General features: G+C 41.4%; 28 protein-coding genes and 1 riboswitch. Of the genes, 14 read left to right on the top strand and 14 right to left on the bottom strand.

The genetic code is table 11. From position 1 onward, the window contains the following. Positions 1–125: 125 nt before the first annotated feature. Positions 126–3,425, bottom strand: coding sequence for a PAS domain-containing protein (locus PI95_RS15185; protein WP_039739473.1), 3,300 nt, complete (start codon positions 3,423–3,425; stop codon positions 126–128). A 19-nt stretch (positions 3,426–3,444) separates the two neighbouring features. Here PI95_RS15185 and PI95_RS35225 point away from each other — a divergent pair, with 19 nt between their 5' ends. Further along, complete coding sequence (locus PI95_RS35225; RefSeq protein ID WP_201280458.1) at positions 3,445–3,588, top strand: hypothetical protein; 144 nt, start codon at positions 3,445–3,447, stop codon at positions 3,586–3,588. Between the two features lie 484 nt (positions 3,589–4,072). Here PI95_RS35225 and PI95_RS36830 read toward each other — a convergent pair whose 3' ends face one another. The 3 genes from PI95_RS36830 to PI95_RS35955 form a co-directional block, all read right to left on the bottom strand. After that, positions 4,073–4,195, bottom strand: a complete 123-nt coding sequence (locus PI95_RS36830) for a hypothetical protein (RefSeq protein WP_268896776.1) — start codon at positions 4,193–4,195, stop codon at positions 4,073–4,075. Further along, positions 4,182–6,620 carry a hybrid sensor histidine kinase/response regulator gene (locus PI95_RS15190; protein WP_039739471.1) on the bottom strand — a complete coding sequence of 813 codons (2,439 nt, stop codon included), beginning with the start codon at positions 6,618–6,620 and terminating at the stop codon, positions 4,182–4,184. The genes PI95_RS36830 and PI95_RS15190 overlap by 14 nt, the downstream gene beginning before the upstream one ends. 409 nt (positions 6,621–7,029) lie before the next feature. After that, positions 7,030–7,182 (bottom strand): hypothetical protein, encoded by a 153-nt coding sequence (locus PI95_RS35955; protein WP_163518909.1) that lies wholly within the window; start codon positions 7,180–7,182, stop codon positions 7,030–7,032. Between the two features lie 166 nt (positions 7,183–7,348). Here PI95_RS35955 and PI95_RS15200 point away from each other — a divergent pair, with 166 nt between their 5' ends. The 3 genes from PI95_RS15200 to PI95_RS15210 all read left to right on the top strand — a co-directional run bounded on the left by PI95_RS15200 (position 7,349) and on the right by PI95_RS15210 (position 8,459). Then, a complete protein-coding gene (locus tag PI95_RS15200; protein WP_039740557.1) occupies positions 7,349–7,840 on the top strand; it encodes a molybdenum cofactor biosynthesis protein MoaE in 492 nt (163 codons plus the stop codon). Positions 7,841–7,867: 27 nt separating this feature from the next. Continuing rightward, a complete protein-coding gene (locus PI95_RS15205; protein ID WP_163518910.1) occupies positions 7,868–8,020 on the top strand; it encodes a hypothetical protein in 153 nt (50 codons plus the stop codon). Positions 8,021–8,138: 118 nt separating this feature from the next. Beyond that, positions 8,139–8,459, top strand: coding sequence for a hypothetical protein (locus tag PI95_RS15210; RefSeq protein WP_039739468.1), 321 nt, complete (start codon positions 8,139–8,141; stop codon positions 8,457–8,459). Positions 8,460–8,493: 34 nt separating this feature from the next. Here PI95_RS15210 and PI95_RS15215 read toward each other — a convergent pair whose 3' ends face one another. The 4 genes from PI95_RS15215 to PI95_RS15235 form a co-directional block, all read right to left on the bottom strand. Then, on the bottom strand, positions 8,494–8,787 hold the full coding sequence (locus PI95_RS15215; protein ID WP_039739458.1) for a DUF2103 domain-containing protein: 294 nt from the start codon (positions 8,785–8,787) through the stop codon (positions 8,494–8,496). Positions 8,788–8,792: 5 nt separating this feature from the next. Continuing rightward, positions 8,793–9,119: an ATP-dependent Clp protease adapter ClpS gene (gene clpS, locus PI95_RS15220; RefSeq protein ID WP_039739456.1), complete on the bottom strand. Its 327-nt coding sequence runs from the start codon at positions 9,117–9,119 to the stop codon at positions 8,793–8,795. A 44-nt stretch (positions 9,120–9,163) separates the two neighbouring features. After that, entirely contained in the window at positions 9,164–9,445 is a 282-nt protein-coding gene (locus PI95_RS35960; protein ID WP_236117073.1) for a hypothetical protein, read from the bottom strand. Between the two features lie 186 nt (positions 9,446–9,631). Next, positions 9,632–11,638 (bottom strand): FAD-dependent oxidoreductase, encoded by a 2,007-nt coding sequence (locus PI95_RS15235; protein ID WP_039739451.1) that lies wholly within the window; start codon positions 11,636–11,638, stop codon positions 9,632–9,634. 302 nt (positions 11,639–11,940) lie between these two features. On the opposite strand from PI95_RS15235, the gene PI95_RS15240 reads away from it, so the two are divergent. The 5 genes from PI95_RS15240 (at position 11,941) to PI95_RS15265 (ending at position 19,895) form a co-directional block, all read left to right on the top strand. After that, positions 11,941–13,290: a P-loop NTPase fold protein gene (locus PI95_RS15240; protein ID WP_039739448.1), complete on the top strand. Its 1,350-nt coding sequence runs from the start codon at positions 11,941–11,943 to the stop codon at positions 13,288–13,290. Beyond that, a complete protein-coding gene (locus tag PI95_RS35235; RefSeq protein ID WP_052324780.1) occupies positions 13,247–14,851 on the top strand; it encodes a tetratricopeptide repeat protein in 1,605 nt (534 codons plus the stop codon). Before PI95_RS15240 ends, PI95_RS35235 begins: the two co-directional genes overlap by 44 nt. Before the next feature lie 265 nt (positions 14,852–15,116). Next, positions 15,117–15,581: a 2TM domain-containing protein gene (locus PI95_RS15255; RefSeq protein ID WP_236117074.1), complete on the top strand. Its 465-nt coding sequence runs from the start codon at positions 15,117–15,119 to the stop codon at positions 15,579–15,581. A 227-nt stretch (positions 15,582–15,808) separates the two neighbouring features. Next, on the top strand, positions 15,809–18,304 hold the full coding sequence (locus PI95_RS15260; protein ID WP_163518913.1) for a tetratricopeptide repeat protein: 2,496 nt from the start codon (positions 15,809–15,811) through the stop codon (positions 18,302–18,304). Between the two features lie 355 nt (positions 18,305–18,659). Further along, positions 18,660–19,895 carry a hypothetical protein gene (locus PI95_RS15265; protein WP_039739445.1) on the top strand — a complete coding sequence of 412 codons (1,236 nt, stop codon included), beginning with the start codon at positions 18,660–18,662 and terminating at the stop codon, positions 19,893–19,895. A gap of 118 nt (positions 19,896–20,013) precedes the next feature. Here the strand turns inward: PI95_RS15265 and PI95_RS15270 are convergent, their stop codons facing one another. Together PI95_RS15270 and PI95_RS15275 are read right to left on the bottom strand one after the other, a co-directional pair. Beyond that, the gene (locus PI95_RS15270) at positions 20,014–20,451 is read right to left on the bottom strand and encodes a KTSC domain-containing protein (RefSeq protein ID WP_039739442.1); all 438 of its coding nucleotides are present in this window, start codon (positions 20,449–20,451) and stop codon (positions 20,014–20,016) included. Positions 20,452–20,772: 321 nt separating this feature from the next. After that, positions 20,773–21,180, bottom strand: coding sequence for a DUF1636 domain-containing protein (locus PI95_RS15275; RefSeq protein ID WP_039739440.1), 408 nt, complete (start codon positions 21,178–21,180; stop codon positions 20,773–20,775). Between the two features lie 21 nt (positions 21,181–21,201). After that, positions 21,202–21,344, bottom strand: a riboswitch (cobalamin riboswitch). On the opposite strand from PI95_RS15275, the gene PI95_RS37495 reads away from it, so the two are divergent. Further along, on the top strand, positions 21,305–21,634 hold the full coding sequence (locus PI95_RS37495) for a hypothetical protein (RefSeq protein ID WP_373695708.1): 330 nt from the start codon (positions 21,305–21,307) through the stop codon (positions 21,632–21,634). It overlaps the preceding riboswitch by 40 nt. A gap of 23 nt (positions 21,635–21,657) precedes the next feature. Here PI95_RS37495 and PI95_RS15285 read toward each other — a convergent pair whose 3' ends face one another. Further along, the gene (locus PI95_RS15285; protein WP_039740547.1) at positions 21,658–22,260 is read right to left on the bottom strand and encodes an HD domain-containing protein; all 603 of its coding nucleotides are present in this window, start codon (positions 22,258–22,260) and stop codon (positions 21,658–21,660) included. A gap of 67 nt (positions 22,261–22,327) precedes the next feature. On the opposite strand from PI95_RS15285, the gene PI95_RS36840 reads away from it, so the two are divergent. Both PI95_RS36840 and PI95_RS37500 read left to right on the top strand, forming a co-directional pair. After that, complete coding sequence (locus PI95_RS36840) at positions 22,328–22,456, top strand: hypothetical protein (protein WP_268896778.1); 129 nt, start codon at positions 22,328–22,330, stop codon at positions 22,454–22,456. Between the two features lie 50 nt (positions 22,457–22,506). Then, the gene (locus tag PI95_RS37500) at positions 22,507–22,608 is read left to right on the top strand and encodes a zinc-ribbon domain-containing protein (protein WP_373695709.1); all 102 of its coding nucleotides are present in this window, start codon (positions 22,507–22,509) and stop codon (positions 22,606–22,608) included. 67 nt (positions 22,609–22,675) lie between these two features. On the opposite strand, the gene PI95_RS15295 is transcribed toward PI95_RS37500, so the two are convergent. The 3 genes from PI95_RS15295 to psaK (PI95_RS15305) form a co-directional block, all read right to left on the bottom strand. After that, positions 22,676–23,872: a site-2 protease family protein gene (locus PI95_RS15295; RefSeq protein ID WP_039739435.1), complete on the bottom strand. Its 1,197-nt coding sequence runs from the start codon at positions 23,870–23,872 to the stop codon at positions 22,676–22,678. A gap of 357 nt (positions 23,873–24,229) precedes the next feature. Next, positions 24,230–24,508, bottom strand: coding sequence for a photosystem I reaction center subunit PsaK (psaK, locus tag PI95_RS15300; RefSeq protein WP_039740545.1), 279 nt, complete (start codon positions 24,506–24,508; stop codon positions 24,230–24,232). A gap of 239 nt (positions 24,509–24,747) precedes the next feature. Further along, entirely contained in the window at positions 24,748–25,002 is a 255-nt protein-coding gene (gene psaK, locus PI95_RS15305) for a photosystem I reaction center subunit PsaK (protein WP_089126938.1), read from the bottom strand. A 123-nt stretch (positions 25,003–25,125) separates the two neighbouring features. Between psaK (PI95_RS15305) and PI95_RS15310 the strand changes: the two genes are divergently transcribed. Then, entirely contained in the window at positions 25,126–25,770 is a 645-nt protein-coding gene (locus tag PI95_RS15310; RefSeq protein ID WP_039739429.1) for a phosphoribosylanthranilate isomerase, read from the top strand. A gap of 166 nt (positions 25,771–25,936) precedes the next feature. Next, positions 25,937–26,362 carry a hypothetical protein gene (locus PI95_RS15315; protein WP_039739427.1) on the top strand — a complete coding sequence of 142 codons (426 nt, stop codon included), beginning with the start codon at positions 25,937–25,939 and terminating at the stop codon, positions 26,360–26,362. Positions 26,363–26,467 lie beyond the last annotated feature (105 nt).

Consider the following 26,467-nt stretch of genomic DNA (forward strand, 5'->3'; position numbering starts at 1 on the left):
TAGCGCTGGTGATTGTATCTAGTTGGTATTAAATCGCAACAAATTATCAAGTAGTGTTGTATGATTAAATATCTCTATGGGGGTATGATAAACCCTGGCGAGCAATAAAAAATGGGGAAAGCGAATTACATCGGTAAAGTAACAATAAATTTTGCTCCGTGTCCGGGTTGACTTTGTGCGGTAATACTTCCGTTATGACGTTCGGCAATTTTGCGGCAGATAGCTAAACCGATGCCGGTGCCTTGATATTCGCTGCGACCGTGGAGACGTTGAAAAACGTTAAAGATGCGTGATAGATACTTTTCCTCAAATCCAATACCTCGATCTTCGACGACTATGTGACAAAATTCTGAACCGTTAATCGCTCTAGTAGGTTCAGTGTAGATTTTGACAAAAGGCACTTCTTCTGGGCGATGAAATTTTAAAGCATTGCCGATCAAGTTTTGTAACAATTGGCGCATCTGGAACGGATCGGCGCGAAGGGTGGCTAACTCGCCGACTTCCACACATGCGCTGGTTTGCTGGATAATTACTTCTAAATCAGATAATACCTCTTGTGTTACTTGTGCTAAATCTACAGATACAAAAGGTTGTGCTTTAGTGGTAACTCGTGAAAGTGTCAGCAAGTCTTCAATCAAACTTTGCATTCGTTGAGCGGCGTTTTGCATTCGTTCGAGATAATCGCGTCCTTGTACAGTGAATGCATCGCCGCAAGTAGCTTTTAAGCGATCGCCAAATGTTTTAATTTTCCGCAGTGGTTCTTGTAAATCGTGGGAAGCGATAAAAGCAAATTGTTGCAGTTCATCATTAGAACGGGCTAATTCTTGGCGTTGACGAGTTTCTTGTTCTAAAAGTTGTGCTTGGGAGACAGCAATACCGATTTGGTCTGCTAGTTGTCGCAAAAGTTCTGTTTCCCAGGTAGTCCAGTCGCGGGGATGAGCGCACTGATGGGTAATTAGCAGTCCCCAAAGTTGATTTTTAAAGAGAATCGGCACAACTAAATTAGCTTTGGCAGCAAACGATTGCAGCATTTCATAATAGCAAGGATCGATGTTAGCTTTGTCTATGTCGTGAATAGAACCAATTCTGCCGTGGCGGTATTTTTCGATGTAATGTTCATTAAAGCAAGAGTCAATCATACTTCGTGCCTGAAGCACGGGAAAACCGGGAACTACAGCTTCTTTGACTATCGTTCCTGAACCATCAGACCACAGCCGAAAGATAAGTACGCGGTCTGCGTGTAGCAGTTGTTGCACTTCGGTGACGCTGGTGTGGAGAACTTCGTCAATATCTAAAGACTCGCGAATTTTTACAGTCACATCGCCGAACAATTGCGATCGCATGTTTTGCTTGAGTAATTCTTCTTCTACTCGCTTGCGATCGCTCATGTCCATCATCGCCCCAATCATCCGTACTGCTTTGCCAGTATTGTCATAAACGACATAACCGCGATCTAAAATGTCAGCATAAGATTTATCGCCACGTTGAAAGCGGTATTCATTCGACCACAATTGTTTACCACTCTTCGTCGCCGCGTTTATATTAGAAACAACCCTCAGCCTATCCTCTGGGTGTATATGTTCGCCCCACCATTTAGTATCTAAACTGATATTTTCTGTCGAGTAACCAAGTGTCTGCACATTTTGATTCCACCACACTTGATTTGTCAATAAATCCCAGTCCCAGACAACATCATTAGTAGCACGGACAACTATCTGGAAACGCTCTTCACTTTGGCGCAGTTGTTCTTCTGCGAGTTTGCGCTCAGTAATATCCGTATAAGAACCAACCATTCTTATTACATTACCATCTTCATCCCACTGTGCCTGACCGCGATCCAAAATCCATTTGTAAGCATTATGTTTACACCGCACTCGATGCTCGCTGATGTAAAACGGAGTTCTTTTGGCAAAGTGGTCTTGAATAAGTTGTCTCACCCGAACGATATCATCTGGATGCACTCGTGTTGACCATTCATCCAAATAATTGGAAATCTCCTCCTGTTCAAAACCGAGCATTTCTTTCCAACGAGTTGAAACGAACATTTGATTAGTTTTAATATTCCAGTCCCAGATACCATCATTAGTACCCTGCACGGCTAACTGCCAACGTTGCTCACTTTCCCTGAGTGCATCTTCCATCTTTTGACGGTCAATGGCTGTAGCCAAAATATTAGCAACAGCTTGGAGAAAATAAACTTCGTCTCGGCTGAAGTTGCGTGTTTGTGTTGTATGTGCGCCCAAAACGCCAAAAGGACGCTCTTTACCTTGAATAATAACACTCATACCGCTAACTACCTGATGGTCGTGCAGCAGTTGCGATTCATTGAACCTAGTTTCTGTACGCAAATCATTGACAATAACAGGTTCAGCGGAAAGCAAAGCGTAGCCAGCTTGCGAATCAATGCCGGTGCTGACGGTTGCTTTTCCTACCAACCCTGGTTGCCAGCCTACACCCGCCCGTAACAATACTGCCTTACCGTCAGGCAGTAGTTCCAAAACTTTGCAATACTCAACTTTCAGCGATTGGGCAAGCAGCGTCACGGCTGAATTCATTAATGCAGTTAAATTTGTACCAGCTAAAGCGCTTTGGCTAAGTTCTGCCACCAACGCTTGCCGATTAGCGTAAAGTTCCAGACTTTCTTCCGCTTGCTTGCGCTTGGTGATGTCGATTGTTACCCCAGACATCCGCACTGCCATCCCTCTGGAGTCGCGAAAAACAACTCCTTTACTTGCTGCCCAACGCAGGCTACCATCGCGGGTAACAAAGCGATATTCGATGTCGTATTCAACTTCTTCCCGAATCGCCTGGATTATCGAGCGGCTGATAAAATTGCGATCTTCGGGATGTACGCATTCAATAAAAGCTGCATAAGTACTCTCAAAACTACCTGGTTCCAAGCCAAAAAGCACTTCTAAGTTATCTGACCAAGTTATTTGATTGGTCAGGACATCCCAATCCCAAGTACCCATGCGAGCTGCATCTAATGCCATCCGCAATTGCGCTTCTCGCAGTTGCGCTTGTTCTGTTTGCTGTCGCAACGCTTTCACATGAAGGCTAGCTTTGATCAAACGACTGACTCGTTGCCGCAATACTTCCCATTGAATTGGTTTGGTAATATAGTCACTCGCACCAGCTGCAAAAGCTCGCTCTACAGATGTTTGATCGTAAAGAGCGGTAATCATTAAAATGGGTGTGTTTGCCCCACCAGGAAGTTTTTGTAATTCGGTGCAGCAGGTAAATCCATCCATCACGGGCATGATAGCATCAATCAGCACAATTTCTGGCTGTAGGCGAGTATAAGCAGCTAGCGCTTGGGAACCATTACTTGCTTCTGCCACCTGATATCCTGCTTCTTGCATCAAGTCGCACAGCTGCATTCTTATTAAATCGTTGTCCTCTACAACCAGAATTAGATTAGTCATTGGTCATTGGGCATGGGGCATGGGGATTTTAAAGAGGGGGAAAGGGGCAGGGGGCAGGGAGCAGGGGGCAGGGGGCAGGGGGCAGGGGGCAGGGGGCATTGGTGACTCGTTGGCAGTGTTTGACTGGGAATGTTTCACTACTGGCTGCTGTCTCCAAATTTAACACGAGCTTCAGACTCGGTAGTTACACTACAAGGCAGAGTCTTGTAACGAGAAAAAGGAGAAGTTTCGAGTTCGGAACATCAAGTTTCGAGTTCGGAACACGAAGTTTCGAGTTCGGAACATCAACTTTCGAGTTCTGAACACGAAGTTTCGAGTTCGGAACACGAAGTTTCGAGTTCGGAACACGAAGTTTCGAGTTCGGAACATCAACTTTCGAGTTCTGAACACGAAGTTTCGAGTTCGGAACATCAAGTTTCGAGTTCGGAACATCAAGTTTCGAGTTCGGAACATCAAGTTTCGAGTTTTGAGGCTCAAAACTTTAACATTAGTAGGACTTACGCACGAATAATCGGATAACGAACCGCAGAGAAGCCAGCGCGTTGCGGAGGTTCCCTCCGTTGTAGCGACTGGCGCGACACAGAGTTAACAGAGAAATAAGAGTTTGTTGCCGTTTTTGCGTAAGTTCTAATTATGGATTATAAACTTTAACCAATGCCCCATGCCCAATGCCCAATGCCCAATGCCCCATGCCCCATGCCCCATGCCCTATGCCCCCTGCCCCCTGCCCCCTGCCCCCTGCCCCCTGCCCCCTCCTCAAATTGCCCCATGCCCAAGTACTTGATGTAAAGTGTGTAATAATTCTTGTGTGGTATAGGGTTTTGGCAAAAAGGCTGCGTGTTTATATGTTTTATTTAATAAAACTTGCTCGCTTATTGGCAATCCACTGACTGCAATAATAGGCAGTAGCGGATTCATTTTTTTCAAAGTGTTAATGGTGGTGGCTCCATCCATGTTGGGCATCATCATATCAATAATTGCGGCTTTAATTTCGTTTTTCTGCTGGGCGTAGAGTGCGATCGCCTCAATGCCATCACTTGCAGTAATTGCTTTGTAGTTATATTTTTCTAAAGAGGTTGTGGTAATCTCGCGAATCGAGGCTTCGTCATCGACAATCAAAATTAATTCTTTCTGTCCGGTGAGTATTTCTTGATTTTCTTCTTGCCGGATTGCGTCTGTATTCACCGCTGGCAAATAAACTTGAAATTTTGTACCAATGGCTTTCGCACTTGATGTGGTGATAAAGCCTCCGTGACCTTTAACAATGCCCATTACTGTTGAAAGTCCTAAACCTGTGCCTTTACCAAACTCTTTTGTGGTGAAAAATGGCTCAAAAATTCTCTCTAAGGTTTCTTGACTAATGCCAATTCCTGTATCTGCAACGCTCAAGAGTATATATGAACCAACTTTCGCATCAAGTTGCATTCTGGCAAAGTTTTCATCAATGAAAATATTCTTTGCAGAAATGTTTAATGTGCCGCCATTGGGCATAGCATCACGAGCATTGACACACAAATTCATCAATACCTGATGTATTTGGGTGCTATCGCCACAAATTTGCCATAAGTCTGGCTGAATTTCTTTCTCAACTGTAATTGATTTAGGAAATGTTTGCTCGATAATTTGCTTCATTTCTAAAATATGATATTTTAGCTGAAGCACAGTGCGATCGCGCAGCGTCTCCTTTGGAGAATCGCCTTCAATTCCCCGCGCAAAATAAAGCACTTGTTTAACCAAACTTGCACCGCGTTTGGCGTTGTTTTCTACTATCGATATAACTGCATGACTGCGCTCATCCGAAACTTTTGCTTTTAACAGTGGCACTGACATTAAAATCGGTGACAGCATATTATTTAAATCATGAGCAATACCACTAGCAAGTGTGCCGATACTCTCCATCCGCTGGGCACGTAAAAATTGCGCCTCTATTTGTTTTTTCTGTGTTATGTCAGTATCTACAACCAAAATGGATTTAGCTTTTTGATGCTCATCGCGAACTAAAGTCCAACGACTTTCAACAATGATTTGTTTACCTGATTTGGTATGCTTTTGTAACTCTCCCTGCCAAGTTCCATTTGACAAAACAGCCTGAGAAATTTCTTGTTGCAGCAAAGGTTTATTATCTAATTGATTAATATTCCCGCACATAGCTTCTTCTGCTTTCCAGCCATAAAGCTTTTCGGCGGTTTTGTTCCATAATAAAATTTTGTTGGATAAATCTCGCACAACAATTGCATCTGTAGAGATATCAAGTAATGCTGCTTGCTCGCGGATTTGCTGTTCTGCTTGTTTGCGTTCTGTGATATCCTCAACTACATAAGCAAATCTTTGGGGGCTATCGCAACATACAGCAATTGAAGAGACAGTTGCTCTAAGCCATTTTTTAGCATCCCCATCGTGAAGATATTCAAAGCTGACAGGCGATCGCGTTTCTTCTGCTTGACGCAAGTGATTAATCCACTCACGTACATACTTTTGAGGTACACCCATATTGCTCGCAAAGCGATTTTTTATCGCTTCGGGAGTGACTCCAAAAAATTTGGCGCTAGCGGCATTATCAGAAATATGTTTGATGTCATCATACCTTAGCTCCACAGTTCCCATCATCATTGGTGCGCTGTCGAAAAAGCTGCGGAGGGTAGATTCACTTTCCTGTAGTGCTTCTTTTGCTTGCTTGTAGTCAGTTTTAATGCTTGCTAATTCAGTTAAATTTCGCCGGGTTTCTAATTGTCTAACTATCAGACGGCTAATAGTTTTAAGTGCTTCTAACTGTTCGTCATTAATTTGGCTTGGTTGGCTATCAACTATACACACAGTCCCTATCACTTCTCCACCTGGTGTTATCAAAGGTACACCAGCGTAAAATCTGACGTAGGGTTCACTGGTGACTACAGGATCTGAAGCATATCGTTCATCAGCCAAGGTGTCCGGAATAACCAAAGTTTCGCCTGTTTCGATGCAAAACGGACAAAACCCAATATCTCTAGGCATTTGTTGTACACCCAGCCCGACTTTAGCTTTGAACCAGTGACGCTTGTTGTCTGTGAAATTAATTAAAGCGATCGCTGTGCCACAAATTTGCGCGGCTAAAAATACCAGATCGTCAAATACCTGTTCTGGTGGAGTGTCGAGAATTTGATATTGACGCAGAGCCTCAAGCCTTCTTGCTTCGTTTTTAACAGTTAAAGTATTCATAAAATTTTCCTAAACTACGCTTAATTACAACTTGCCCTTGTCTTATTTATGGTTGTTGCTCGCTTCAACAAGCACCGAAGCTGTAATCATGGCTTGAGAATGCTGCAAACCTCAAATTTTTCCTTCCAGCCATACACATCTGCCAAAAACTTGCCTTGCGCTTAATTTGCCCCCATAGCTAGTAGGGCGATCGCACTGTGCTTAAGAGCTTCAAACAAGTCACTATCCGGATATCTAAAACAGTCAGCAGCTCAGTTCGTCACTGTCCCTATAGTAATATGTCTTTAGGAGGATGACAGTTTTATTTGGAAAATTCCGCAAATGCACCTAATAGATACATCAATTACGTATTTATTGGCATTTTTTTTGAGAAAAAGGCTGTTAAAACTAGAGTTTTAGGTTGAACTACTTAGTATTTATAGCGTAAATGAAGTAGTAAGGGGAGAGGGGGGAGAGGGGAGGGGGGAGACAAGGGAGACAAGGGAGACAAGGGAGAGGGGGGAGACAAGGGAGACAAGGGAGAGGGGGGAGACAAGGGAGAGGGGGGAGACAAGGGAGACAAGGTAGCTATTTCCTCCTTGTCCTCCTTGTCCTCCTTGTCCTCCTTGTCCTCCTTGTCCTCCTTGTCCCCCTAGTCCCCCTAGTCCCCCTTGTCCCCCCTGTCTGTTTAAATTAAGCAGCAGGTAAGCAAAACTTAAACTTAAGAGTAGATACTGATGCCGAATAAAATGAAAGTTAAGACAACAACACCTGCCTCTGCGATTAAACCAAGTGCTAAAGATAGCTTTGCGATTACTTTTGCGCCGTTGTCTGTTGAGGAAGCCTATGCTAAAGCTGACGATCAAGCCAATGGTGCGATCGTGCTGATGAGTGGAATGGTTCGCAATCAAACAGATGGCAAAGCTGTGATGTCACTGGAGTATCAAGCTTACGAACCGATGGCGCTGCGGGTATTTTATCAAATTGCGGCTGATATTCGTTCGTCTTGGTCTGATGTGAGTCGAGTTGTGATTTATCATCGCGTTGGGCACTTAAAAATCGGCGAAATCAGCGTTTTAGTAGCGGTGGGTTGTCCTCATCGCCGTGAGGCTTTTGAAGCTTGTCGTTATGCGATTGATACCCTCAAGCATACTGCACCGATATGGAAAAAAGAACATTGGCAAGACGGTTCGAGTAGCTGGGTAAGCATTGGTGCTTGTGAAACCCAAGATTGTGAATAAAGGGAATTGGGAATTGGGAATTGAGAATTGGTAATTGGTAATTGGGCATTGGGCATTGGGCATTGGGAATTGGGCATTGGTAATTGGGAATTGGTAATCGCTAATTGTGAATTTTTTTACTATTACCCATTCCCCATTCCCCATTACCCATTACCCATTCCCTATTACCCAGCTTCATAATTTGTTTCAATTATTTACACTTTTCTCTGTTGATATTGCAGTTTGTTAAAGTTTTTTGTGTCCCAAAGGACTATTCCTTTAGACTGATCAACAATCGGAAAAGTTGGGACATCCAAACATGCATTCAGTAAACTTAATTTGTCACGAGTTTGTCGTTGCTGTCTCTTTTGTGGCTTGTATTGCTGGTTTGTTGCTTCTGTGGGATCGCAAGCAGCAAAAAGATGAATGGGAAGAAACAGAAAGAATTCTGTTGAGAATGAGCTTTACTTACTGGTTAGTTTACTGCGTTGCTTTTGGTATTGAGAAAGTAATTTTACCGGAATGGTCAGCAGTAGTAATGTCGTTGAGAATGACAACAGCATTGTCATATTTATTAACATTTTCTTGCATTCTCAGTCTGCCGCTACACAAATTTGCAGTGCATCAGGTTGAAGAATAGTTTTTTGTTATTTGTGACTAAAGACAAATTACTATTACTTTCTCATGGCGATCGCGATCGCTTGTTCGAGTTCATCCTGATCCAAAGTGGTCAGGATAAACACCTCTTGCACCGTTTTACCTTGACGTGCGATTACTTTAAAGCCTCCGCGAATCGGTACAGACACGCGCAATTGCATTTTTGGGCAGTGACCTTTCACCCGTCCAATCACTCCCGGTGTGACAGTTTGCAGTCCCTCGTGCTGGCAGAGACGTTCTAAAATCGGGATAAGACCGGGAATGTGGGTTGAGTGATTCCAAACTAATCTGGCATCAGTAGGTTTGCCCATTGTGATTATGCTGCTTCTAAAGGAGCCATTGTTAAGCCAGCTCGACGCAACTGCTGATGATACAGTTCCGCTGGTTCTTGTGGACCAACCCAAACGATCGCTTGACCTTCATAATGCACCTGGTTAGTCAAATCCCAAGCGCGATCGGGTGTCATCCCTGGTATATACTTTACCAAACACTCAGCCACATGCTGAAATGTATTAAAATCATCATTTAAAACAATGACTTTAAAGTTTGGATAAAGCTTTTGAGTAGCTTGACTAGACCGTTCAGGAGCTACAGTTGGTGCTGTCGCCATTCCGTAAACAGCTGCTGAAAGTCTGGTAACCATAAAAGAGGATTTTACAAAACTACACTATAAGTTACTAGTTTAGTTCATAGGTGGTGGATAGTGGATAGTGGATGGTGGATAGTGGGTGGTGGATAGTGGATAGTGGGTGGTGGATGGTGGGTGGTGGATGGTGGGTGGTGGATAGTGGGTGGTGGGTGGTGGATGGTGGATAGTGGATGGTGGATAGTGGATAGTGGATAGTGGGTGGTGGATAGGAGTAATTTTTGACAACCATCAACCAACAACCAACAACCATCAACCAACAACCAACAACCATCAACCAACAACCAACAACCATCAACCAACAACCAACAACCAACAACCATCAACCATCAAGCATTAAGCATCAACCATCAAGCATTAAGCATCAACGATCAAACATTAACCACCAACCATCAAACATTAACCACCAACCATCAAACATTAACCACCAACCATCAAACATTAACCACCAACCATCAAACATTAACCATCAACCATCAAGCATTAACCAACAACTATCAACTAACCAATTACTTCCAATCTTCCCAATTTTGATTAAAAATCGAGGTATCCGGGAAAGCGGTGGGATTGCCATTTTGTTCTAACAGACGTTTGACCGCTTCGAGTTGCGGTTCTGGTTGCGGCAAATTGTCTACTAGTTGGTAAGGTGCGATCGCATTTTTCAAAGCAAAGGCACTAATAGTTCCCGCAGCGGCACCAGCTGACCATTCAAATGAGTGTACTCGATATGCGGCGGCGGCAATGTGACTGGTAGCAATACTTTTGCCCCCAACTAGCAAATTGTCGATTTTCTGGGGAATCATCGCTCTCAGGGCAATTTGGAAGGGATAAGCTTGTCCGGCGCCGCGTCTTTCACCTGGACGTTCTTTATTACCAGGTGTTTCGGGTGGGCTGTTCACCATGCAAGGATGGAAATCTATCGCGTAGTGACCGATACCTATAGCATCCGGGAAAATAGTAGAACGAGTTCGCCGCGCAGCGTTTTGTGCTGGGGTTTGTCCGGAAAGTACGGATGCGGCTTCTAAACCTGAAAGTGCTGCTCGTAACCTGCGATATTCTTTATCTCCCAGTGTTGTTGCGTAATAGGGATCGCTGTAATCGCGGCGAGAAATATCGATTTCCCAAATCATAAAGCCTGCGGGTTGTCCCCAACTAGGACGCCCGATAATTCTTCTTCCTTCGCGCATGTAAGGATATTTCGATAAACCATGCACTGTCCCCATCGGCGAATTTAACCCGGAAAGAAAGCGGTTATTGGGTTGTGGCTGTTTTATACCATCTCCCAATTGAGAATCTGTAGTGCCGGCTACCAACCAGTAATAATATCCAAAGGCATTTTCTTCAGCTTTGCGTAAAGCGTCTGTCCGCAGTCCACCCATCCATCCTCCTGGCTGCAATTGCCCGCTAGCTTGCAACTGTTGACGCGAGTAGATTAAATTATCTTGGGCGGTTCCTGGGCGATAATCGTTACCCCAAGTCCAGTTTTGCATGGAAATGTCCCCAGGTGCGGGATTTGTAAACTTGACACCGCCAAATTGTCCTGCCTGTCCTGGTTGGGGACTCCAGATGCGACGATAGGTGAAAACTAAAGGAAAGCTTGCTAAACGCTTTAATTCGTAACTGTAATATGGCGAATATTGCTGGTAAAATGAAGGCATTGTTTGCGGTTGCGGGTCTTTGGTTGCCTCCATTGCAAAGGTGTAGGTAAAGCCTTGAGGACAATATTGGTCATTTGTGGCACTAGAAGAAGAAGGTTCTAAGTAAGAGCGATCGTCAATACCCAAACGGTAGGGAACATCAGCAAGAGCGATTATTTCTCCGGTTTCGCTGGTGTCTATAACGTACCAATTAGGTGCATTGCTACCTGCTTTACTGGTTTGCTTGGGGACGAAGCGAATAATGTTTTTAGTGAACTTGGATGTATTTTCGTAGCGATAAGCGTCTTCGATGCTTTGAGATAAAGTATAAGTGTTGAGCGGTATAGAAGCAGTTGGTTTGTGTTCGATCGCGATCGCACTATTAATTATTTTGCCATCGCTACTAAGTTCTAACTCCTTAATTACGGTGTTGGGAAACAATTGTAACTTGCCTTTACCGCGTTTTTCCGCATCTTTGAGCATTTGGGTGAGAATGTCGTGTCCATCGCGGGGAAGAAAGCAAGATTCGCTTACCCAACAGTTACCAGGGTTAAGTTTGCCATATTTCTTTTCAATCCGCTCTCGCAATTCCAGATAACCGCGAGAATAAAATTGTTTTGCGCGTTGGGTAGGACGTTCATCTAACGCAGATGTCCCCTGAGAAGAAATTTGTCCTCCCAACCAATCGGTAATTTCTGTGTGACAAACTGTTCTACCCGCAAGTAAAGCTTCATAAGCTGTCGCAACCCCAGATAATCCACCACCGACAACCAAGATGTCACAATTTACAGTTTTGTCTGGGTTTCTGGGTGGTGCAGCGATCGCGCTGAGTGGTGCGAGAAAGGTAGATATTAAGGCAAGACTGATAAAACGTTTCATACTTTGAGAAATCCGTTCAACTCCTGTGTCACCTTTTAGACGCTACCACTTAGCAAATGTTCACTCAAGCTTTTTTGGGAAAAAACGTGTTTGGTGTGTGAGCGATCGCCTAAAATTGGCACATGGAGACTTTAATATTAAGTCCGTTTGCTGCCGTCATAATACTCACAGAACCCCACCCCCTTTTGGCTGACGCCAAAAGTCCCCTCCCCGCTTGCGGGGAGGGGATTTAGGGGTGGGGTGCTTCTTGAGCGTGGATAATATAACTAATTATATGGACACGATATAACTAGGTTTAACCAATGGCTTCATTTCCTCCTAACCGTGCTACTACTTTGAAAGCAGCATTTCGCGCTTGTGATGTCGGACCCTTGGTTGGTGCAGACATTGAGCGATATTATGTAGACTTATCCAACGTCCGCAACACAGAAGCAATTGAAAGTCTTAATACTCGGTTAGATTTTCTCGAACCCGCAGAATTTTGCAGCATATTGTTTACTGGGCATCGGGGATGTGGTAAAAGTACCGAACTAAGGAAGATTCAGAAACGTTGGGAAGTTGAATACAAAGTAATTTATATCGAAGCGGATGCGGAAATTGATATTTTGGATGCTGAATACACAGATTTATATTTGGTAATTATTAAAAAAGTTGCTGATGAACTAAATAAATTAAATTTAAAGTTTGACGCTCAACTTTTACACAACTTTGAAACTTGGTTTAAAGAAATTACTCAAGAAACAGAACAAACAGTTGAAAGGTCTGTTAGTATCAGTGCCAGTGCCGAAGCTGGGGGACAAATTCCATTTATTTCTAAGCTTTTAGGAAAAATTCAAGCGCAAATTAAAGGGGCAGATAAACAAAAGCAAACAATTCGCCAATTACTACAAAAAGATATCGGGCGTTTGCAAGCCGATATTAATTTATTATTGGGTGATGCTTTCGTTAAGCTCAAGCAAAAATATCCTGAATATGAAAAGGGATTTCTAATTATATTTGATAACCTAGATCGGGTTCCGCCCAATGTCGCCAATCATTTATTTTTTGACTATTCGGAACAATTGCAGAGCTTACATTGTACGATTGTTTTGACAGCACCAATTTCTGTAGTTTATTCCGAAAAAAATTTAAGTAACGCTTTCGACACACCCAACATTGTGCCGATGGTAAATATATATAAATTAGAGCGGCAACGCGGCGATTTAGAATATAATGATGTAGGGATAAAAGCGGTTGCGAGTTTGATAGAGCAACGAGTTGACATAGACGCTGTATTTGAATCGCCTCAAGATTTGCTCGAATTAGTCAAAGCTAGCGGTGGTCATGTACGTCAATTAATGCGAATAACCGCAAAAGCTTTTCTCACAGCAGCAACTCGGAAACATAATAAAGTAACTACCGATGATGTTACTTATGCGATTAAGCAAGAGCAATTTAACTTTGAACGGAGTATCCCGACAGAACTTTATTCTGAATTAGCAAAAGTGTGTTTAACTAAAGATGTTCCTAAAGATGAAAATGGATGGTTGATGCTGTTTAGTCTTTGGGTTTTTGAATATAACGGCAAAACCCGCTGGAATTATATTAACCCTACTGTGAGGCAAAGCGATGCCTTCCAAGAAGCCCTACAATCCATCACGGCAAATCCCTGAGTTTAATTCAGAGATAGAATTGTTTCTGGAAATCAATCAGCAGTCGTTAGCAGAACTGCTGACATTTATCGATTTTGCTGATGAGAAGTTAACAATCGGTTTTGTAGAAATCAACTTTGCTAAAGATAGAGATGCTTTAATAGCCATACTACAGAATCATCCACAATGTCAGGAAATACAATTTAAAATCTTTAATTTTTATAAAGAATTGCGGTTTTTGCGGGATGCAATAGTTGAAGAATTAGCCGTCATAAAAATTGAAGATAACAAAAAGTTAGTTATTATTCTTATCGGCTTAGAAAAATCAATAGGAATGTCTGGGGAATATCCCCCTGTATTGCAAGACCTCAACTTTGTCCGCGATGCTTTTACAACTAGCGTTCCTCATCCTATTTTATTCTTTTTACCAAATTATGCCCTAACTCGCTTGGCAAAGTACGCTCCAGATTTTTGGGATTGGAGAGCAGGAATTTTTCATTTTCAAACAGACGAAAGAACTAAAGATTACGCTATTGAACAAACGCTTGAGTCTGACAAAATAAGAGAAAGTTTGGAATTAGCAGAGAAACAAGAGCGCATTGATTTACTTCAGCGGTTGTTAATGGAATACAGCCCGGATAATAATTATCAAGCATCAACTGATATACGTAGGAGCATTAATATTTACAAAGAGCTAGGAATCGTCTATCGCAGCATTGGAGAGGTTGAAAAAGCAGAAGATAATTTACTAAAAGCTTTATATTTGATTGATGATAAGCAAGAGTTAGCTCAAGAAAAATCCAGTATTCTCTACAATTTAGGTTGGCTTTATGATGATTTGGGGAAAATAGAAGAAGCGATCGCACTTTATAATCAATCTTTGGAATTATTTGAACGCATTGGTGATATTCAAGGGAAAGCAGAGACGTTACACAATTTAGCAAATATCTACGCTGACAGGGGGAAAATAGAAGAAGCGATCGCTCTTTATAATCAATCTTTAGAAATAACTGAACGCATTGGTGATGTTCAAACCAAAGCAGGGACGTTACACTGTCTTGCAATTATCTACGCTGACAAGGGGGATGTGGATGAAGCGATCGCACTTTATAATCAAGTCCTTGAAATTGATGAACGCATTGGTAATCTTCAAGGCAAAGCAGCGACGTTACACTGTCTTGCAATTATCTACGCTGACAGGGGGGATGTGGATGAAGCGATCGCTCTTTATAATCAATCTTTGGAATTAGAGGAACGCATTGGTAATCTTCAAGGAAAAGCATCCACGTTACACCAACTTGCAGGTATCTACGCTTTGCGTGGGGATGTGGATGAAGCGATCGCACTTTATAATCAGTCTTTGGAATTAGAGGAACGCATTGGCAATGTTCACGGTAAAGCGATGACTTTGTGGTGGTTAGGATATTTAGCACAAAAGCAAGGAGATTTTGTGACTGCAATAAACTATTTACAGCCATCTTTGGAGATATTACAACGGCTGAAATCTCCTCATGCAGAGAAGGTTAGTAAAATCATTGCCAAAGTGCAAGAAAAGGTAAAAAGTAATATCATGTCCGGGTAATTAATTATGATTTCCATAGTCATTGCACCCCACCCCTTAATCCCCTCCCCGCAAGCGGGGAGGGGAGACAAAGCGTAGCTTTGGCGGGGTGGGGTTTTCCGGGTTTAGTAAGTAATAAGTGCGGACATGATATAAAACAGTTGAATAGAAAGCGCTGCATATTTTTATTTATCTAATAACTGATGGCTGCATAAGGCACAAAATTATAAATCAAAAAAAGGTAAAAGGGTTAGGGATTAGGGAATAGGGCATAGGGCATAGGGCATTGGGCATTAATCCCCTTGTCCCCCACTCCCCCACTCCCCCACTCTCCCACTCCCCACTCCCCACTCCCCATATGTCAAATTCGTATCGTTCAGAAGATGTACAACAAATTCTCCAGCTAGCCATGACACAAAAGGCGGAAGGCAGAGATTTTTCCCGTCAGGAATTGTTGGAAATGGCGGCAGATTTGGGAATTTCTCAAGAGGCGATCGCTTCAGCCGAAAAACAGTTAATGCAGGAATCGGAAAAACAACGTGCAACGCAGGTATTAAGTAATATGAGTAATAGTCGTCGCCGCAAATTTAAGACACATCTTTTTTTATATCTCATCATTAACACTTTCTTAGTTGTCATCGATTTTATGACAGATGGTAAGTTAAATTGGGCTTATTGGTCTATCTTGGGCTGGGGTTTGGGACTGGCTTTTGATGCTTTTGATACTTTTTATGGTTCAAAGGATGAATGATTATATCGCAATCCTATATGGATTGTGAAAATTATTTTTTAACGAACCGCAGAGACGCAGAGAACACAGAGGAAGAGGAAAGAGGGTTTTACCGAATGATTTAAGGTTGCTATGTAGACCAAAAGTGGTAAATAAAGTTTAGACTCGATATGCGTTTCTATCAGGGCTGCTAGATTAGAGATAGGTTCGCCACTAAAAAAACTCACCAACGGATACGGATGGTTTGTATGAAGAGCAAAAAGCAGCTCGTCTACTCTAACCTAGCCTGCGGCAATCAGCCTGGAGCGCGTTTAGAAAAATTAACTCAAAGCGGCTCTAGGCGCGTTTCTGCTTTAATATTGAGAAGCGCTGTTATTTTTTCCACTTTTGTGCTGTCTGTTGGTGTTGCTAGAAGTCAACCTGCGTCACAGTCAACAACGAATGCAACATCTATTCAGATTCAACAGCAAGTGCAATCTGAAGTCGATCGCGCTTTAAGTCGTAGAACTATCCAAAGCAATGTTTGGCTAGTTATATTAACTTTACTTTCGGTGAGTGCGATCGCTTCACTTTGGCTATTTCGTCGCGCTGTAATTCGTGCGATCGTCGATCAAGCGATGAAACAGCTACAGCAAGTTGAACAATTACAAAATCAGTTAATCTCTGTTAAGCAATCAGCTGAAAATATTATACAACAAGTTAAAGATATTACCGATGATTTAGAAGCAGAAGCCGCAGCATTACAAGAAAATATAAAATTAGAAAAAGATACTTTATCTAAATTTACATCAGAATTATTAGTATCAAAAGAAAACTTATTAGCAAAATTAGAAACTCAAATTCAATCGACTCAACAAAAAGTAGCAAATTTAGAATTTGATTTTGCTTCTCAACTATCTAAGTTACAGTCAAATGCTCAAAGACAAAAAGATATAACGTTAGAGAATTTAGTCAAGTTAGAATCTGCGGGCACAGATAAACTTTCAGAATTACAGTTAGATGCTCAAAAACAACAAGTTCGCATCCTGGAAAATCTACAAAACATCGGGTTAGAGTTTACATCTCAAGTATCAAGATTTCAGTCAGAGACGCAACAGCAAAAAGATGTAACGCTGGAAAATTTACAAAGCATAAAATCAGAGTTTACATCTCAAGTATCAAAATTCCACTCAGAAACGCAACAGCAAAAAGATTTCCAGCTGGAGAATCTGAAAAAGCTAGAAGCCGAATTGCAATCTCAAGTATCAAAATTCCAGTCAGAAACTCAACAGCAAAAAGATGTAGCGTTGGAAAATTTACAAAGCATACAGTCATTGACATCACAAGTATCAAAAATCCACTCAGAAACGCAACAACAAAAAGATTTCCAGCTGGAGAATCTGAAAAAGCTAGAAGCCGAATTGCAATCTCAAGTATCAGAATTTCAGTCAGAAACGCAACAGCAAAAGGAACTGACGCTGGAGAATTTACAAACGTTTACATCTCAAATATCAGGATTGCAGTCAGAAACGCAACAGCAAAAGAACCTGACGTTAAAGAATCTGAAAAAACTAGAAGCCGAATTGCAATCTCAAATATCAAAAATCCAGTCACAAACGCAACAGCAAAAAGATGTAACGCTGGAGAATCTGAAAAAACTAGAAGCCGAATTGCAATCAGAAACACAACAGGAAAAAAATAAATATGTTGAAAGGTTAGAAAAAACGTATTTAGAATTTCAAGAAAATGCCGCTCATCAAAAAGAGTTAATTATAGAGAATTTAGAAAAATCAGGTTTAGAGTTTATTTCGGAATTACAAACAGATGCAGAAGAAAAGTCTCTAATCAGGAAGAAGCTAGATAAATTAGAAAAAGATGTAGCTAAACTTTCTAAATTACAGATAAATGCTGAACAAAGAAAAGAGTTAATTATACAGCAAGTTTCGGAAAGTTCGCCACCATTAATTCAAGAAGCAGTAAATCGTGCAGTTGAAGAAAAAATACACGAATCGAAACAGCCAGAAGTATTAGAAGAACCTGTATCTCCTCGGCTGAAATTAACTGCTGATGATTATCTGGAAAAAGGAGATGTTCTCTTAACAGAAAGACGCTATGAAGACGCGATCGCCTGCTATAATAAAGCAATAAAAATCGAACCTGAGAAAGCTGTTGCTTGGTTTAAGCTAGGTATTGCTAATTCGAGGGTGAAACGATACACTGATGCGATCGCCTGCTATGACAAAGCAATAGAACTGAAACCAGATTATCATCAAGCATGGCGCGATCGCGGTGTTGCTTTGGGAAATTTGCGACGACACCAAGAAGCTTTTATCTCGTTTGATAAAGCCACGCAATTTAAAAAAGATGACGCAGTAGCTTGGTTAAATCGAGGTTTAGCCTTAGAAGAGTTGGAAGAATATGAGCAGGCGATCACTTCTTTTGATAAAGTTATAGAGTTGAAGCCAGATTCATACAAAGCTTGGAATCACCGAGGTTATACCCTAGTTAGGCTAGGACGTGATGAAGAAGCGCTTTTATGCTTCGATAAAGCGCTTTCAATTCAACCTGACTATGCTAATGCATATTACAACAAAGCAGCCTGTTATGCGCTGCAAAGGAAAGTTGAATTAGCCTTAGAAAATCTGCACTTCTCAATTGACTTGAATCCAAGTTATAAGCAAGATGCAGAAACCGACATAGATTTTGATGAGATTGCACAAGACAAGCGCTTTCAAGAATTAGTTGCCTCGCTTCCCACAGATTAAGGTAATGAGTGTGCGTAAACGCAAAGCGTCTTTTCGTCAGACATCGCCCTTATACTATCCATCAAACAATAACACGAATTGAATGCGTGTTTGCCGCGATTTTCCAGCTATAATCTGATAAAAGCTTACTTCGGTAAGAGGTACTTTTTATACATTTGTGTACTTTTTGAGAAGTTACGCACCATTTACTCTTAAATTTAAAATAGAGACTTTTATATCTTGCAGTAGTCCCAACAACCCCCAAAAAAGAAATGGGGGAAGTCGGGGAGTAGGGGATGCTGCTTTTTTTACTACCTATACTCCCCATCATTCACACTTTTTAGGGCTTGCATCATTCGCAATCAAAATAAAAACAATGAATATTGCTGAAAACAATAACAATAAAATACCAAATAAGAAGCTTGTATTAGTTGGATTGATTTCGGTAGTTCTGTTCGCAGGTGGCTTGATTGGCTGGATTAAATTTAAGCAAGAACAAGAGAAAAAAGTTCAGCAATCTCAAGCTTTGTTGACACAGGCATGTCAAACTGATATTTCTGCAAATAGCAATTTTTTAGATGCCTCTAAAAAAGTTAATGAAGCAACCAAGCTTTTATATAGCGTTCCAAATATACCAGGTTTAAGTTATCAACAAGCTCAAACCGGATTGAATAATTTTTCTACATGTATAAAAACCGTTAATGCCAAAGAAAACTTTTTTGAAGCAAAAAGGCTGAGTAGAAAAGCTTTCTTGTTTGATGATGAAATGACTTTATCGGTTCAAGAATGGGAGGGGATGCGCTCAGATTTAGGAAAAGCTATCGATTTATTGAAAAGTATTCCCAATGATGTGAATACCTATCCTCAATCTCAAAAAGCGCTAAAAGTTTATCAAAATCAATTTTCAAAAGTAAATCAAAGACTTCAGCAAGAACAAACAGCCGTTAACGCTTTTAATCGTGCCGAAGATTTGAATAATGAAGCCGATCAACTTACTCGGAATTCCCCAAGTTTAGAAACTTTAAATGAAGCCGAATCAAAAGTTAAAGATGCTATTAAACTTATAAAAACTATTCCGCAAGGTACAACAGTTAGCCAAAAAAGTCAAGATACTATATTAATCTATCAAGATAAAATAGAAGGTATTCGTTATCTAATTGGTTCGAGATTTCTAGAACCATTGGTGAAGCTTTTTTCTACATTTGCTGATTCGCTTAATAGTAAAACTGAATATCAAGACTATGCAAACAAAGTTAAGAATTTGAATAAAAAGTTTACTGATATTCTCAAAGAAGCTCCAGTTACAAAAAATCATTCCAGTGCTAAAGCGTTGAGAAGTGCTTTAAATAAATATAATGATGCTTTAATTGTTTGGCAATATTGCCAGCAACGAAAATGCCAGAATTCTTTATCTGCTGGGATTATAGAATTTAGAAATGTGTTATGGATACCTGATTCTTTTAAAATAAAAAATGTTCCGTTAACTAAAAAATATAAGCTGAAAGAAAGTTCTAATATATTTACGCAAAAATTCGTTCAATTAAATCAAGTCCGTTCAGCTATTTGGGAGCAAGCAGAAAGCGATATCCAAGAAGCTCAAGGACAAATTTAAGTTAAACTGGGGACTAGGGACTAGGGATTAGGGACTGGGGATTAGGGATTAGGGATTAAGAAATATGAAGAGTCTTTTCCAGTCCCCAGTCCCTAGTACCCAATCCCCAGTCCCCTATTCAATCGCAACAATCATCAAAATCTTCTGTGTTATCTATGCGATCGCACTCATATCTGCCTTTAATCTCGTGATTGTAATATCTGCCAATTGAATCAGCGTCATGTAAATCTTGCCAAGTATCCGCTTCTACCCCAGAATACTGATAAACTGCCCCGTTGTGAAACTCAACTTGCAATAGTTGTTCGTTTTTGTCGTATCCTATAGATGCAGCCATTGATGAATTCACACTTAACATGGCAATTGGTTCCTCTTCTGCGGTCAGTGCAGGAGAATCAGCGATAATTTCGTTTAAATCTTGCAGTCCGTCGTAAGCTTGTATAGGTGCAGGAATTTCTACAAATTCTAACTCATCGCCTCGGTCGAGTAATAATTGCAAGTATCCTTCAGAATGAGCGATCGCTATTAAACTGCTCAAGTCAACCTTAGATAGCTTCATTAATTTTACTCTCCTACTGACGTTGAGGTGCAATTTGGGAAATTATTTATAGTATATTTGTACTATATTTTTTGGTCTCGGTCAAGCTTTGTAACATAAAAATAAAAATATTCACTCTCTTTCAAATCGTTTTGACTAACTCCTTAAATAGTAACTTAGCAGCCTTCGCAGAAATGCGCTCCGGGCAACTTAACATACAAGATCCCCGACAACTTTTACGAAGTCGGGGAACTGAAGAAATATGCGATCGCGCTTTTAAAGAAGGCAGAAGGTAAACTTTTTTAATTTTTAATTCATCTGCTTTCTTTAACGCAAGATAAACTAGTTTAATTCGCCTGCGTCAGCTTTTGGAGAAGGAATTCTTGCCAAAACTCCTTTTTTCAGTGGTTCCGGTCTTTCTGCCCAAGGCAACAATCCCTCAGAATGATTGTAATACTTACTGGCACACTCCAGCACATTCGCAATTTCTGAAGTTGATAAATCTGGCGAGACATCACCAAATAAATAAGTGTATTTACCATTTGCCACAAAGCAAATAGCACATGCGCGATTGCAAGCACTCATGCATTCTACAGGCTGAATCGGAAATTCTTGATGCAATTCCCAGTCTTGGTGCAGTTCTTGCAATTGCTTGAATAATTTATCACCGCCACTTTCGCCAACTCGCTTTCCATCTTTCCAGACACTTGAGCAAGTGGTACAAACAAACAAAGCATGTTGAGTTTTCATCTATACCTCGTAGATGAGTTGGAACTTACCTATTTGTCGGCGGGCATTCTGACTTACAAGAAAATTCTTGCTCACAGCTGCGGGACAGTGCCGGATTTGCACCGAACTTTCCCCGTTACCTCTGGTGGCAGTTTTCCACAAGAACCGACGATACATATATACTACAGTATTGCGAGACGCAAATTTTTCTCAAGATTCAGACAAGGTTGAGCATTTGATTAATGCGATCGCTTTTTTAAATTGGGCAATAATACCCTGCAATGCCATTGCATCGGGTGACAATGCCATTGCATCGGGTGACAATGCCATTGCATCGGGTGACAATGCCATTGCATCGGGTGACAATGCCATTGCATCGAGTGACAATGCCATTGCATCGGGTGACAATGCCATTGCATCGGGTGACAATGCCATTGCATCGGGTGACAACGCCATTGCATCGACCTGCATTTAAAAACGCGCTTTTTACACAAAACTTTACTTTGCAGCAGTCTCTTGGAGATAACCAGCTGCAACACAATCCTCAATTAGTTGCTGAATAAAGAACCAAAGTTCAGGGGCACCTGTTTCTACTGGTGCGATCCGTTTCATGACTTTATCGCCTGTAATTCCATGAATGCGCCAAGTACCACCCTGAGTTTGTTGGTTGTGCAGCAAGGGTTGTATGCGGTCTAAAGCTGCGGCAAACTTAGCTGTAGGCGTTTTTCGTGCTTCAAACTCTTGCCAAAGCGATCGCATTTCATCTGCTTGATCGACTGGCAAAAGTCCAAATAACCGCAATGCTGCTAATTCTTCTTTTGCTGCCTTGTTTTCGTTTGCCTGCACATCGTAGCAGAAAGTGTCACCCGCATCAATTTCTACTAAATCGTGAATCAGCAGCATTTTCAACGCACGCAACTGATCGACTCCTGACGGCGCATATTCTGCTAATACTATTGCCATCAGTGCCAAATGCCAAGAGTGTTCGGCACTATTTTCTTGACGTGAACCGTCAGTTAACAGCGTTTGACGCAAAATCAACTTTAGCTTGTCGATTTCGATGATGAATTGAATTTGTTGAGTCAGTCGGTTGATTTGCACTTCCATCTTTGGGAATTACCTTGCTAAAATATTCTCTCTTAATTTATTCCTTGATTGAGGCTTAACTATGGATGCAGAGAAGCGTAAACGACTAGAAGCAGCGGGTTTTTCTGTTGGAGATGCAACCGACTTTCTGGAACTTTTGCCTGAAGAAGTAGCTTTTGTGGAAATATCGCACGAACAAATGAACTTTTAAAGTGGATTGACTCTGGGGATTACCAAGCGGTTCGAGAACGCAAAACCAAAATACAGCTAACTTCACTACCTAGTTTCTGTCGTCATTGTGGGGCTAAACTTGAGCTTTCACCCACTTTTTGTCCAAGCTGCGGAAAGAAAGTTTCTGCGTGAATGTTAAGTGACTGGGAATTAATTTTTGTCGGATGCATTACACGAAAATACGGCATCCGACATTTTATTAGTTTGTGGTTGATTTAGCGATCGCTCCCAACTGCAACCCAGGTGGAAAACTTCCTTCTTCTTTCACTCGCTTAATATCAGCATCGCTAAACCGCAAATTCAACTTTTGTGCTAGAGTTCGCACAATGTCACCTCTGTCAATTACACCAGCGATCGCATCGGCGGGAGAAAGCACGGTAATATAAGATAGCTGTTCGTTTTCTAACTTGTTGATTACTTGCGCTAAATTTGTAGACTCAGCAACAGTTGGTATTTCTGTCAAGGGATGCACAATACTTTGTAAAGTTTTAGTTTCCCATTCGCTTCTTTCACAAGAGCGCAAATCATCAATTGAAATCATCCCTTGATAACGTCCATCAGCCGCAGCAAAATAAATCTGTGGTGCGGTGCTTTCTAATAAGTATAGGTCGGCAAAAGAACGCAAAGTTTGATTGGCATCGACTACGCGAAACTCGCAAGTCATCGCTTCACTCGCAACCAATTTCAGCAAGCTTTCTTGCAATGTAGTCACGCTGTCATAGTTTTTGGCATTGCGAACACCAAACCAACCCAACAAAGCAATCCACAAGCCTAATGCTAATTCCCTGGTAAAGAAATCTACCACAAATCCCAAGGCGATCGCACTATAACCCAAAATTTGCCCTGCCCGCGAAGCCCAGTGTACAGCTTGATAGCGGTTTCCTGTGGCTTTCCAAACTGCTGCTTTTAATACCTGTCCTCCATCTAAAGGTAAGCCAGGAATTAAGTTAAATAGCGCCAAAACTAAGTTAATTCGCGCCAAATCTCCCACCATTACACTCGCTGGGCTGGTGTCAGGCAACACATAAGCTATAACACCCAGTAGAAAAAACAGCGTCACACTAACCAATGGACCAGCGATCGCTACTTGAAATGCTTTTCCAGGAGTTTTCGATTCTTCCTCTATAGCAGCAATGCCACCAAAAAGAAACAGGGTAATTGAGTTAACTTTAATACCTTGTGATTTAGCAACCAAGCTATGACCAAGTTCGTGCAACAACACAGAACCAAATAGCAATAGTGCCATCACCACCCCAGAACTCCAAGCTAGGACGGGTCCCCATTCTAGGTAAGCTACCCCAAAATTGAGAGTTGCCAGCCCGACAATCAAAAACCATAAAGGATCTAAAAATAGCGGAATTCCAAACAAAGACCCGATTTTCCAACTTTTTTGCATTACATCACCCGACAATTTCAATATTTGCAGCAGTCTCGACGTTTGAGTTTTAAGTTATTTTTTCTACAAAATAATAATTTTTGCCGCTTCAGCAACGCCAAAGAAACCATACGCTTCAATTTCTAGAATAGACAATAACGCAGTTTATAAAGAAGGATGAAAATCTGTCTTTCCCAATGCCCAATGCCCAATGCCCCATGCCCAATGCCCCATGCCCCATGCCCAATGCCCAATGCCCCATTTTCAAGTCAAAATGCAAAAAGGTAACAGGCGATCGCCTTCTGTGATTAGCAAACGAAGGTTAAAAGACCTGCCACCTTTTGAGGGCATTAGTAGCGATATGTTAAGCAAAAAAATTTACAAAACGCCGAGATTGGTCAACCCCAAAACCGCAGGAATGCCAATTAAGTGACCAACACTCATTGAAGCGAGGAATGCACCCACGCTGGGATTATTAAAGACTTCGGGGAAAGGTAAAGGCATCTTCGGACCAACGTGGGGAAAGCGAACTATCCGGGGAATAATTAAAAGAGATAACACACAAGCGCCAATGATATATGGTGTTCCACTCCAGTTCCATTCGGTGCTAGTCTTAGCGACAGTTGATTGAACAGCGAATAAGATTGAGGACATCATCATAGTTGCTTCTCCTGCATGAACAAATTTATTTAAAGCTGTAGAAAACTGATATTTCGTTTTTTTACAGCTACATTCATGCTGCGTCTGATGAAGCGCTAAGTCTTCCTTCAAAGGAGAGGTTTATACCTCCTCCCCCAGAAAGGGTGACAATAGTTGCTTTATCCCCACTTTGCGGATCGGTGAGAATTTTCTTTATGTAGAGACGTTACATGTAACGTCTCTATGTGTGATAAAACTTACAAACTACCGATATTGGTCAATCCTAAAACGATGCCAATGCCGACAACATGACCGAAACACATCGCACCGATGAATGCCGGAATGCTGATAGGCAGTATAGGCAGTTTGGGACCAACTAAGGGTTTTTCAATTTTGAAAGTTAGCAAGAGTGCCACTAAACAGCTGACGCTGATGATAATAGCTACGGTGGGATTCCACTCAGGTGTAGCGGGAACAGTCGTAGCAGCTGCAAGTAAGATTGATGAAATCAAGTTTGTATCTCCTTCCGATTCATAAAAGATTATAAAGTTAGAAAGACAAAAAAAGAGGAAAACTAGGAATTGTTTGTATAAGTTAAACTTAATGTAATTTTGTTACAAATATTTTAATTTTTTATGCGGGTTAAGATTTGCGGAATTACTCAACCAGAACAAGGGAAAGCGATCGCAACAGAAGGTGCAACTGCACTAGGATTTATTTGTGTCCCATCTTCACCGCGCTACGTCAGTGCGGCGCAAATTCGCGCAGTGGTGACACAACTACCCGAAAATATTGACAATATTGGTGTTTTTGCTAACTCTACAGTTGACGAAATCGCTCAAACTGTTGCCGATTCTGGTTTAACTGGGGTTCAACTCCACGGAGACGAATCAACCGATTTTTGCTACCAAGTACGCCAATCACTACCCAAGGTAGAAATTATTAAGGCTTTAAGAATACGCAGCTTAGAAGATTTTGAATTAGCTGCTACTTACACAACTTCAGTAAATACTTTGCTACTTGATGCCTATCATCCCCAACAGTTAGGCGGTACTGGTAAAACCTTAGATTGGAACATGCTACAGCAATTTAGCCCTAGTTGCCCTTGGTTTTTAGCAGGGGGACTAACGCCAGATAATATTGTTGAGGCTCTAAATCAAGTTCAACCCAGTGGTATAGATTTATCCAGCGGTGTAGAACGCGCTCCTGGTGATAAAGATTTAGACAAGGTAGCGCAGTTGTTTGCGCGACTGCGAGCGAAAACGCAATTGGATGGGTAAGCTTATTTCGTAGTAGGCACGAAGCGTGCCTTTTTCAGCGCTGAAGCGCCGACTACGAAAATTTTTCGCTATTTCTGGAACAGTCCTTACTTTTTGGGAAGTCTAGAATTAGAGGTGATTTAATCGCCTGCTGTCAATGCCTTATAGAAAAGTAAAAATAACTGCTATGAAATCTAATTATAATCGTCAATATATGTTAAAGCTAGGGTTATTTAGCGCAGGTGCATTGCTGTGCTTGATACCGTTGCTTTCTTTACCAACAGTAGTTTCGGCTTCAACTAGACCTCAAACAGTGCAGATAGCTGCTCTTAATGATTGTGTTAATGATATATCAGAAGGTTTCTCTGTGGAAACGAGAAATTATTATGTAGGTATTTGCTACACAAATAAAGGTAGCTTCTACGTTGGAAGAACTAAGAAATCAGGCGATCGCTTAGTTATTCCCGTATCTTATAACAAGGCAAAGAATGTATATCTTGCCAAAAATGGCGAGTATACTTACACCCTTGACTTAAACAAAAATCAGCTAGTTATCAAGTTACCAAATGGCAACCTCTATACTGACAAAGTGATTAGAGTAATTGATTCTTGACGAGTAGGGGGAGCGTGGTTGTTTGTTAGTGGGTAGTGGTTAGTGGGTAGTGGGAGCGTTGTTAGTAGAAAAACTAACAAATATCAACGCTCCAACCAACAACCA

Origin of the sequence: Hassallia byssoidea VB512170 (assembly GCF_000817785.2) — a bacterium.
Classification (GTDB): Bacteria; Cyanobacteriota; Cyanobacteriia; order Cyanobacteriales; family Nostocaceae; genus Hassallia; species Hassallia carrinoi.